The organism is Paracoccus endophyticus (genome assembly GCF_003286075.1).
Taxonomy (GTDB): Bacteria; Pseudomonadota; Alphaproteobacteria; order Rhodobacterales; family Rhodobacteraceae; genus Paracoccus; species Paracoccus endophyticus.
In genome coordinates, this window is the sequence record NZ_QLUV01000032.1 from 1 (window position 1) to 6,465 (window position 6,465).

A 6,465-nucleotide genomic window follows, 5' to 3' on the forward strand; every position below is an offset into this window, starting at 1 on the left:
AGCGCGCCCGGACTGTGGATTTTTTAGCAGTCCTAAGATCATAAGAAGGCGAAAAAATAAGTTATTGATAATTAAATAAAAAAAAGGGGGGGGTAGCCAGTAGCCTGCTGGCTACCCCTAGCCAGTAGCTTGCTGGCTAGGGGTAGCCAATTTGACGTCAAAAATCGCCATTGAATTGGCGAAAATAGCCATTAATAATCGCCAAAGAGTTGGCAAAAATCGCCAAGAATCTGGCTTGGGGTAGGCAGTGAAGCAGATAGTCCCACAGGACCCCCGCACACGAGGAAACTGGGTTCAAACAGAGCGGGCCGCGCATGAGGCTTGGGCAGCCCTCATCACGAAAGCTCCCAAAGCGGCGGCAGTGATGCACTTGCTGACCGCCCGGGTCAGGGACAACAACGCTGTTGTCATCTCACACAAGACCCTTGCCCGCCTTCTCGGCGTGAAAAGCGTCACAACAGTCAAGACAGCTCTCGCCGTCCTCGAAGCTGACCGATGGATAGAGGTCCGTCAGATAGGGCAGAACGGAACCGTGAACGCATACGTCATCAATGACCGGGTGGCTTGGAGTGGTGCACGCGACGGCATTCGATACAGCCTGTTCAGTGCAACCGTCATTGCAGCGAGCGATGAACAGCCGGATGCCGAAACCTTGGGGCATCAAGAGCCTCTGCGCCGCCTTCCTAGCCTGTTCAGGGATGAGAGCCAGATGCCTGCCGGAGATGGCCTGCGGCCACCATCACAGCCGTTTTTGGGCGGAATGGAGCCGGACCTGCCAGCGACCCAGCGCGAGACGGATGACGACTAGGGCAAAGTCCAATAGGTTCCGGGAACCGTGTTTAAACCCTGCCAGTGGGACGATCCGGAACCCCATAGGAACGCAATGCAGTTTAGCCTGTCCCAAGCCGCCAAAGAAACCGGCAAGGGGAAATCCAGCATCCACCGCGCCATCAAGTCCGGCAGGTTATCGGCCCAGCGGCACGAGGATGGCACTTACAGCATAGAGGCGGCCGAGTTGTTCAGGGCGTTCCCCCCTGCCCTAACAGAACCGGTACCGGTACAGGCTCCGGAACCACATCAGGAACCGCCTGCAACTTCTTCAGTGGCCGAGGAAGTCCTGCGGGTCCGGGTCGAGATGCTGACAACCCAGCTTGAGCGAGAGCAGGAGACGGTGGCCGACCTGCGAGCACGCCTTGACGCAGAGGCAGCGGAGCGGCGGCGGCTTACCGCACTGCTGACCTACCAGGAGCAGAAATCTGAGCCTCTGCCCACGCCCACGCCCACGCCCACGCCCACGCCGCGACGATGGTTCTGGTGGGGCGGGCGCAAGGCCTGACATCGCCCCAAGGAAGCAGGATTGGACCGGTGTCAGTCCTGAGAACAGTCATCACACGGGAAAGTTGATCTTTTGGAGTGAACATCCGGAAGAGGAGAACGTTTGTGGACCTCTACTGACCCTGACCGAACCGAGAAGTCCCCCATGATCTCCCTGCCGTCTGTTCCCCGAAAAAACGCCTTGGCCGCCCCTGCCCAAGCTCCTGCGCTCACACTCGACGAGTGGAGTCTGATACTGAAGGCGCTCAGCGCCTACCAGCATCATGCGGGCTTCCGGGCCGTCTATGAGAAGCTCATGGGTCGGCAGGCGAACGCCCCTGACACCCGGCGGCAGGAGGCTGCCTGAAAGGAACGGCCTCAGGCCTCTGCAAGTTGACGCTCCAGATTGGACAGTGACCGATCTGACCTGCAGTCACGAGGTTCTCCTCCCAGGCTCCAAACAAGGAGGCTGTCAACTCCGGCCGGCGCCTTGAACCTCGTGGCTCGCAAGTCCGGCAACTCCAAGCTGCTTCCAGCTCAGGTCAGGAACAGCAGAAATTCCATTAGAACGACCGCGAGCACTGCTGCCACGATTGACAGCGGGACCACCACGAAGGTCAACTGGCGCCGCCGCTTCTGCAGCAGGAAAAATGCTTCAACAGGCTCGTCGCCCCCGCAGCGGCCGCAATAGGGCGCGTCGCGCACAATGGGACGATGCCCACAATGCCGACATTCCCCCAAGGCTTGTGCGTCCATCTTCTTCCTGTGGCCGCATAGGGCAGGGGTGCGCGTGGGAGCAAGGCTGCGAAGAAGCTGCGCCTGCATGGTCCCAGACCCTAGGAGCATCAGAGGGGCCGGCAGAGGATCTAGCACTGCGTCAAATTGTCCCGCAGGGCAGGTCTGCGCCTGGTTTCCGAAAGACCGGTGCCGGTTCATGCCGCCCTGCCGCCCTGCGGTCCTTGAGGTCTCCAAGCGGCAGGGGCAGAGAGACAGACACCTTGAACAGCGCTTTTCAGAGGGCTAATTAGAGCACTCCCAAGCGCACCTTGGAGGAAGCCATGGCGCATACCATCCATGCCAGTGTGACAGCCAGTGTTACCGAGCTGAAGCGCAACCCGATGGGCACTATGGCCGCCGGGAAGGGCGGGGCGGTGGCGATCCTGAACCGCAACGAACCGGCCTTCTATTGCATCCCGGCCGCGGAATATGAGGCCATGCTCGACCTGATCGAAGACGCGGAGCTGAACGCCATCGCCGATGCCCGGGCCAGCAGCCCTGAAGTGGCGGTGTCGCTGGATGACCTATGAGCTGCGTTTCCGCGCGGAGGCCAAAAAGGAATGGGACGGGCTCGGGGCGACGATCCGCAGCCAGTTTAAGAAGAAACTGGCCGAACGGCTGGAAAACCCGCATGTGCCCTCCGCCCGCCTCCATGGCGCGCAGAACCGCTACAAGATCAAGCTGCGGGCCGTGGGCTATCGCCTGATCTATGAGGTGCGCGAGGCCGAACTGGTCGTCAGCGTGATTGCGGTCGGAAAGCGAAACCGGAACGCGGTTTATCGGGATGCAGATCAGCGGCAGTAGCGCCCCACGCTTGGGTGGTCCTTCACCCAACCTTGCAGCCTCACCTCCGCGCCCCCGTGCTCAACCCCGAGGTGCCGCGCTTCTCTTAACCGGTGTTATGGTCAGCGGCGGAAGGCGGCGGGGGCGCACCCGGGGGGTTGTGGGAAAGAAGGCCATGTAGTTGCGCTTCGAGTTGCCTGAGGAACTCCCGGTCGTTCTCCCGGTTTGAGGCTGTAGAGAGCAAAGCGCACAAGTTCTCCTCCTGCTGAGGCTGCCCCTGCCCTATGCGGCAGGGGCAGTTTGCCAGATCGCAGCTCGGATTACGGAGTCTTGCCGGCCTCGATACCACCTCAATACGCAGACCTCTCAGGAGAGCCGCTATACTCGACCGCATCATTTCGCTGGAACAGCTGGACTTGGTGCCGCACCTCACGGTTCTGGCTATCGCTTATCTGTTCGCCCTGCCGATTGGCTGGAACCGCGAGTGCGAGGAGCGCAGCGCCGGCTTGCGGACCTTTCCCCTGGTTGCGGTGTCCTGCTGTGGTTTCGTCCAAGCGGCCGAAGTACGCCTTAGCACCGAGCCAGGCGCCATCTCCGCCGTTATCGAAGGACTCATTACCGGCATTGGCTTCATCGGCGGTGGAGCAATCCTCAAGAACGGCAACTCGGTGAAGGGCACTGCAACAGCGGCAAGCCTGTGGGCCACGGGTGCGATCGGCACGGCAGTGGGCCTTGGCTCTTATGACGTTGGCGCGGTGATCGCCCTTCTGACGGTAATCTCGCTGATTGCCCTTCCGCGCCTCAAGCCTCGACCAGATGGGGAGCCAGAGATCGAACACTCGACTGCCGTTAAGTCTGCAGGAGAGGATGACGCGTGAGGCACACCTGGTACTCTAGGTTCTACCCTTCATCCACCGCGGAAACCCTGCCAAGCTGCGCTGGTTAGGTGACAGGCGCGCGCGGCATGCCGCAGGCGCAGCTAGACAAGACAAGAGCCTTCTTCCGCCCCCAAGAGTTCGAGGACGACATGCTTGACCACGCCCAGATCAACGCCCCGCAGTTTGAAGCCGACATGGAGGCAATGCCCAGCACAGCCCCAGAGGGACCGCGTGCACCGGCACAGGCTGGGGCTGCCCCCTGCCTGGACGCGCTGATGCTCCTGCCCTTCCAGATCGCAATGGCGTTGCCTGCCACAGTCATTGCCCAGGGCAACTCGTCGGCCATTCTGAGCCAACTGGCCTGGCAGCGCGAGCGGGCCCGTCGCTGAGCGGTGCCTGTGTCCGAAAAAACTAGGCTCTAATCCAAACTTTTCCCTGGGATGTTATGAGGGTCGCTTGAGCGACTATGAGCTTTCTCAAGGTCGGACCATGCCGGTCAGGATCTCGGCCGGCCGGTCGGTCCAGCGATATCTGACCTTGTAGCCGAGCTTCGCCAGGCCTCGGTCAGGTCGGATCAGCACATCGAACGACACCGTGCCGGGCTGGGCAGCGCCCGCCACCGGTACACGGTATTCGCTGATGTCCGAGCAGCGGTGGTTTCGACCCCGCGGGCGGGGCGGCCACGGCTTGCTCGTGGGTGGGACGTGGACCAAGCCGCAACCGTACCGGTGCGGCGCGCAAGTCGGGACAGGGCGAAATGACTGCCCCCCGTTCGGATCGCCTCGGCGCGGATTGCCTCGCCGGGCCAACGGCTCCGGTCGAGCCTGCCGGTGAAGCTGGACCACGGGACTGGCCGGCCAGCTCCTGGGCCATACGCCCGACCTCAAGGGCGCGCTCCCGGAACTCCTGCCAGACCCGCACCGCCGCAACCTCGATCCCCCCACGCCTTGAGCTGCCACGGCCGCGTAAGCAGGCACCGGAACCTTGCCACTGTGATCTGACCAGGCTGGCCGGGGGCGGAGTCGCCACGGAACGAAGCCCCGGTCAGCCCGACCAATCTGTCGCAGAGATGACAAGAAGAAGTGGGTTTATGTGTCCTTTCCCCGCTGGTGCGGGGTGAGCGACATTCCGGCCTTGTGCCGGAATGTCTAGTGAGTACACATAAACCCACTTCTTCTGTTACGGAGCTTGTTCCATGGCCAAGTCTCGCGCGCGTGGGGACGAGGGGCTTGTGCCCGAGATCGGGCTGCGCCTGGAGCACCGCCGCGTCCGGCAGCAGCCCCGCTTCGCCATCCTGCGCTGCGCCAAGCTCAAGAAGCCTGCCAACCTCGCCGCAAGCCTCCAGCACACCTTCCGCGAACGCGAGACCCTCAACGCCGACCTGAAGCGCCGGCACGAGAACACCATCTTCCACGGCCCCGACACCAGCGAGGCCGTCCTGGACGCCTGGCGCGACCGCGCTCCCGAGAAGATCCGCGCCAACGCCGTCCATGGGCTGGAATACTTCATCGGCGCCAGCCCCGAGGCCATGCACGCCATGACCCGCGATCAGCAGGACGCCTACTTCCGCGATGCCTTGGACTGGCTCAAGGAACGCCACGGGGCCGAGAACGTCCTCTCCGCCGTCGTCCACCGCGACGAGAGCACCCCCCACATGACCGTCATGACCATCCCGCTGGACAGACACGGCAAGCTCAACGCTCGGGCCCTGGTGGGCAACCGCCAGAAGCTTTCCGCCATGCAGACCGACTTTGCCAAGGAGGTCGGCCTGGAGCACGAACTGGAACGCGGCCTGGAGCGGTCCCAGGCCACCCATGAGCGCGTCCAGAGGGTCTATGCCCACATCATGGCACCGGAGGCCGCTGTGGAGCTTCCAGAGCGCCAGAGAGGCCACTTCCTGGGTTTGGGCGGGGAGTCGGACGAGGACTGGCGCCACAGGGCCTCGGAGGCCGCCACAGACGCTCTCAGGGGCGCCCGCCTGGCCCTCGACCGCCAGAGGGACCGCCACGAGGCTCAGACGGCCTTCCTGGAGGCCCAGCTCGCCCATGAGCGCGTCAGGCGACAGGAAGTCCTCTCCGGCGATCTGGAGGAAACCCTGGGCGACCTCCGCGCCAAGACCCGCGAACTCAGGGAACAGGTCAGCGAGCTCGAGGACGAGCGCGACCAATGGCGGGACGAGGCTCGCCAGCGGGAAAGGCACCTCCTTCTCACCATCGAGCGCGCCTTCGACTTCGCGGAAGCCCACGGCATCGCGCCCGAGCACATGGCCGAATACCTCAAGCACGGCCGCGATCCGCACGAGAAGGCCCACGAGCATGACCGGGAGAAGGACCTCGATCTGGACCTCGACTAGACGAACCCGACCCGGGGCAAGCTTTGTCACGGCGTCACCTCCGTCATTCGCTCACAGCAGTCGCATATCCGCTGTTTTTCCCCAGCCCTTCCCCTCCTTGCCTGATCCACCCCATCCGGTGCCGCCTTGGTGCCTCGATGGAGCGCACCTAATCGCCCGCTCGTCCCCCTGAAGGGGGCCTCCCGGCCAATGCCAAAAACCCCACAGTCCGTCCTAGGGCGGGGGGTCGCCAGCTCCCCGTAGGGGCGCTCCCCCCCGGCGCGCAAGCGCGCCCGGACTGTGGATTTTTTAGCAGTCCTAAGATCATAAGAAGGCGAAAAAATAAGTTATTGATAATTAAATAAAAAAAAGGGGGGGGTA

The 6,465-nt window shown here is 62.8% G+C and carries 9 protein-coding genes; 8 read left to right on the forward strand and 1 reads right to left on the reverse strand.

Annotated features, from left to right (window positions below):
- Positions 1-364: 364 nt before the first annotated feature.
- From DPQ23_RS14880 to DPQ23_RS15575, 3 genes are all read left to right on the forward strand, one after another.
- Positions 365-808, forward strand: a complete 444-nt coding sequence (locus DPQ23_RS14880) for a helix-turn-helix domain-containing protein (RefSeq protein ID WP_240602842.1) — start codon at positions 365-367, stop codon at positions 806-808.
- 75 nt (positions 809-883) lie between these two features.
- On the forward strand, positions 884-1,336 hold the full coding sequence (locus tag DPQ23_RS15570; protein WP_162630790.1) for a hypothetical protein: 453 nt from the start codon (positions 884-886) through the stop codon (positions 1,334-1,336).
- Between the two features lie 144 nt (positions 1,337-1,480).
- The gene (locus DPQ23_RS15575; RefSeq protein ID WP_162630791.1) at positions 1,481-1,681 is read left to right on the forward strand and encodes a hypothetical protein; all 201 of its coding nucleotides are present in this window, start codon (positions 1,481-1,483) and stop codon (positions 1,679-1,681) included.
- A 170-nt stretch (positions 1,682-1,851) separates the two neighbouring features.
- On the opposite strand, the gene DPQ23_RS15580 is transcribed toward DPQ23_RS15575, so the two are convergent.
- Positions 1,852-2,070 carry a hypothetical protein gene (locus DPQ23_RS15580; protein WP_162630792.1) on the reverse strand — a complete coding sequence of 73 codons (219 nt, stop codon included), beginning with the start codon at positions 2,068-2,070 and terminating at the stop codon, positions 1,852-1,854.
- A 302-nt stretch (positions 2,071-2,372) separates the two neighbouring features.
- Between DPQ23_RS15580 and DPQ23_RS14885 the strand changes: the two genes are divergently transcribed.
- The 5 genes from DPQ23_RS14885 to mobV all read left to right on the forward strand — a co-directional run bounded on the left by DPQ23_RS14885 (position 2,373) and on the right by mobV (position 6,105).
- Positions 2,373-2,621 carry a type II toxin-antitoxin system Phd/YefM family antitoxin gene (locus DPQ23_RS14885; protein ID WP_112875549.1) on the forward strand — a complete coding sequence of 83 codons (249 nt, stop codon included), beginning with the start codon at positions 2,373-2,375 and terminating at the stop codon, positions 2,619-2,621.
- Positions 2,611-2,895 (forward strand): type II toxin-antitoxin system RelE family toxin, encoded by a 285-nt coding sequence (locus tag DPQ23_RS14890; protein ID WP_112875550.1) that lies wholly within the window; start codon positions 2,611-2,613, stop codon positions 2,893-2,895. The genes DPQ23_RS14885 and DPQ23_RS14890 overlap by 11 nt, the downstream gene beginning before the upstream one ends.
- Positions 2,896-3,293: 398 nt before the next feature.
- Positions 3,294-3,752, forward strand: coding sequence for an MgtC/SapB family protein (locus DPQ23_RS14895; RefSeq protein ID WP_205961484.1), 459 nt, complete (start codon positions 3,294-3,296; stop codon positions 3,750-3,752).
- A gap of 86 nt (positions 3,753-3,838) precedes the next feature.
- Positions 3,839-4,141 (forward strand): hypothetical protein, encoded by a 303-nt coding sequence (locus tag DPQ23_RS14900; RefSeq protein WP_112875552.1) that lies wholly within the window; start codon positions 3,839-3,841, stop codon positions 4,139-4,141.
- Between the two features lie 806 nt (positions 4,142-4,947).
- The gene (gene mobV / locus DPQ23_RS14905; RefSeq protein ID WP_112875553.1) at positions 4,948-6,105 is read left to right on the forward strand and encodes a MobV family relaxase; all 1,158 of its coding nucleotides are present in this window, start codon (positions 4,948-4,950) and stop codon (positions 6,103-6,105) included.
- The last annotated feature ends 360 nt before the right edge of the window (positions 6,106-6,465 follow it).

Bases quoted from the DNA above. Each gene is read 5' to 3' on its own strand.
- DPQ23_RS14880 (WP_240602842.1), top strand. From the start codon at position 365: ATGCACTTGCTGACCGCCCGGGTCAGGGACAACAACGCTGTTGTCATC.
- DPQ23_RS15570 (WP_162630790.1), top strand. From the start codon at position 884: ATGCAGTTTAGCCTGTCCCAAGCCGCCAAAGAAACCGGCAAGGGGAAA.
- DPQ23_RS15575 (WP_162630791.1), top strand. From the start codon at position 1,481: ATGATCTCCCTGCCGTCTGTTCCCCGAAAAAACGCCTTGGCCGCCCCT.
- DPQ23_RS15580 (WP_162630792.1), bottom strand. From the start codon at position 2,070: ATGGACGCACAAGCCTTGGGGGAATGTCGGCATTGTGGGCATCGTCCC.
- DPQ23_RS14885 (WP_112875549.1), top strand. From the start codon at position 2,373: ATGGCGCATACCATCCATGCCAGTGTGACAGCCAGTGTTACCGAGCTG.
- DPQ23_RS14890 (WP_112875550.1), top strand. From the start codon at position 2,611: ATGACCTATGAGCTGCGTTTCCGCGCGGAGGCCAAAAAGGAATGGGAC.
- DPQ23_RS14900 (WP_112875552.1), top strand. From the start codon at position 3,839: ATGCCGCAGGCGCAGCTAGACAAGACAAGAGCCTTCTTCCGCCCCCAA.
- mobV (WP_112875553.1), top strand. From the start codon at position 4,948: ATGGCCAAGTCTCGCGCGCGTGGGGACGAGGGGCTTGTGCCCGAGATC.